Source organism: Mesorhizobium sp. M1E.F.Ca.ET.063.01.1.1 (assembly GCF_003998155.1).
GTDB lineage: Bacteria > Pseudomonadota > Alphaproteobacteria > Rhizobiales > Rhizobiaceae > Mesorhizobium.
On sequence record NZ_RZSC01000154.1, the window covers coordinates 1 to 2500 of the forward strand.

Genomic DNA, 2500 nt, shown 5'->3' on the forward strand with positions numbered 1-2500 from the left:
TCGGGGGACTGATCGCGGTCGCGGCGATGGGCTCGCTCGCGGCTTTCGTCTATGCGCGATCGACCGGCAATCCTGCCGGCATCCCCGGTTTCGGCGAGCCGCCGACGTCAGGGCTCGCGGCCGATCTCGACGCGTTGAGGGTTACGGCAAGCGATTCGGCTTTTGCCGCGGTTGCCGCGGTCACGGCGCTGCTTTGCCTGCTGTCGTCGATCATCGCCTGGTTCACCGTGCCTGGACAGGCGCTGCCCTGGCCGCAGCGAACGGATGATTCTCGCGATTAGTTGGGAAGCTGCGAATCAGTCTTGGCGCTGGCGACCTTCAGCGAATTTCCGTCTTCCTGCTTGAGCAGGTCGTCGATGCGTTCGCGCTCTTTTTTGAAGGCGACGAGATCGTCGCCCTTCAGCACCTTGCCGACCGGCAGGCGGACGCGCATCGAATCGACCTTGGTGCCGTTGACGATCAGCTCGTAGTGAAGGTGCGGGCCGGTGGAGAGGCCGGTCTGGCCGAGATAGCCGATGACCTGGCCCTGCCGGACATGGATGCCAGGCTCGATGCCTTTGGCGAAGGCGCTCTGGTGATTGTACGAGGTTTCATAGCCATTGGCGTGGCGGATGATGATCTGCTTGCCGTAGCCGCCGGCCCAGCCGGCCTTCTCGACCACGCCATTGCCGGCGGCAATGATCGGCGATCCGATCGGAGCGGCCCAGTCGGTGCCGGTGTGCATGCGGACATAACCGAGGATCGGGTGCCGGCGCGCGCCGAAGCCGGAGGTGAAGCGCCCGTTGGGCAGCGGATTGCGCAACAGGAACTGCTTGGCGCTGCTGCCATTCTCATCGAAATAGTCGGTGCCGCCGTCCTGCATCTGGAAGCGGTAGAAATTCCGCGTTTGGCCGCCGAAGGTCGCCGAAACGTAAAGAAGATCGGAATTGTCCGAGGTCTGGTCGTCGCCATCAGGCTGCGAGAACAAGACCTCCAGCCGGTCGGCGGGCGAAAGCCGCGACTGGAAATCGACGTCGGAGGCAAGAAGCTTGATCAGCTTTTGGGTCATCGATTTCGACATGCCGTAGGAATAGGCGGCGCGATAAATGCCGTCATAGACATTGGGCAGGTTGCCGCGCACCACCACTGGCGGCGAATCATCGAATGCGGTCAGCAATTCGGGATTGGGCTCCGGCTCCTGCGCCGGCACGAACTGCCCGCGATCGTCGAGTGCGATGGTGACGATATGGGTGGTGCGATCGTAAACGCTGGTGCGGACCACCTTGGCGATATCGCCGCGCACCTCGAGGCCGACGCGCAGCACCGTTCCGGCCTTGAGCGCCGTCGCGTTCAAGAGCTTGCCGATCGCCTCGGCCATGCCGGTGGCGTCGTCGCCGGTGTAGCCCGAATCGGCGAAGGCCTCGGCGATGTCCGTATCCTGGGTGAAAGGGATGATTTCCTCGGCAAAGGCCGGCGCCTGGTCGTCCAGCGCGGCGCGCGCCGTCACCGAGACGTTCTCCGGCGTGATCTTGACGTCGTAGGAGCCGGCCATGCTCTCGGCGAAGGCGTCGCCGAATCGCTGCGGGTCGACGTAATGAAGCGCTGCCACCTGGACGGCGCCGTCGCTCAAGCCGTTGCCGGCTTCGCGTACCACCTTTTCCACCTCGTCGGCGGAGAGGTCGCTCTTTTCGTCGAAGGACGCCGTCTCGATCGGGAAATCGACCGTCTTCAGGCTCATCTCGCTTTCGACCTTGGCGCCGTAGATCTGGGCGGCGACCGCAGCGGCGGTGGCCGGTTGGGCATTGTCGTCGCCGTCGTCGCCGAAGACCTGCAGCGGATCGAAGGGCGGATAGGGCCGGTTGGTGGTGTGGCCGGCCGCAAGCGCCATCTTGATCTGCACGAACGGCATGGTGTGGATAACGTCGCGGTCGCCGACCTTGGTGACCATCGACACTTCCATGCGCCGGCGGTCCTTGGCCCTGGCGATCTGGCGCGGCGCGACCAGCCTGGTGGTCTTGGCCTGTTCGCCGGAATCATCGCCGCCGCTGGCGAGGTTGATCAGTTCGGCGATTTCCGGCGGCGTCGCCAACTGCTGGCGCCCGTCGAGCGCGGCGAACAGGGCTACCCCCATCAGCACGCTCGAGGTCACGCCCGTCAGGAAAGTGCCCGAAAGCCAACGCGCCGAGACTTCGCGGCGGTCAGGCGGACCGCTGCGGCCGTCCGCGATCAGCGGCGGCTCGTTGCCGAGATCGGCTATGACATCTTCCGTGTCTGGCATCCAGAAAGGCTGCTTCTTCCCCGGGCGGAACGGCTTGTCGTTGTTCGTTGCGGCCATGACATTTGCCTGTCGCGGCCTTTGAAGTCAAACGAAGCGGCAGGTTTCAGCCGATATCCCCACTCGCACGTCGCTTACAAACGGTGCTCTCGTCGTCTGTTGTCGAGGCTCTCACGCGTAGGCGAGCCCCTTTGTATGTCCCGGTGTCGAACCTCAATGCGGCGGCAATAGGGCTCGATGTGAATG

The 2500-nt window shown here is 64.3% G+C and carries 1 protein-coding gene and 1 pseudogene; one reads left to right on the plus strand and one right to left on the minus strand.

Annotated features, from left to right (window positions below; all coding sequences use genetic code 11):
• Positions 1-281 (plus strand): annotated as a pseudogene (locus EOA29_RS13775) (MFS transporter); the annotation flags it as partial.
• Here the strand turns inward: EOA29_RS13775 and EOA29_RS13780 are convergent.
• Complete coding sequence (locus tag EOA29_RS13780; RefSeq protein ID WP_126095736.1) at positions 278-2257, minus strand: M23 family metallopeptidase; 1980 nt, start codon at positions 2255-2257, stop codon at positions 278-280. The pseudogene EOA29_RS13775 and the gene EOA29_RS13780 sit on opposite strands and share 4 nt — an antisense overlap.
• Positions 2258-2500 lie beyond the last annotated feature (243 nt).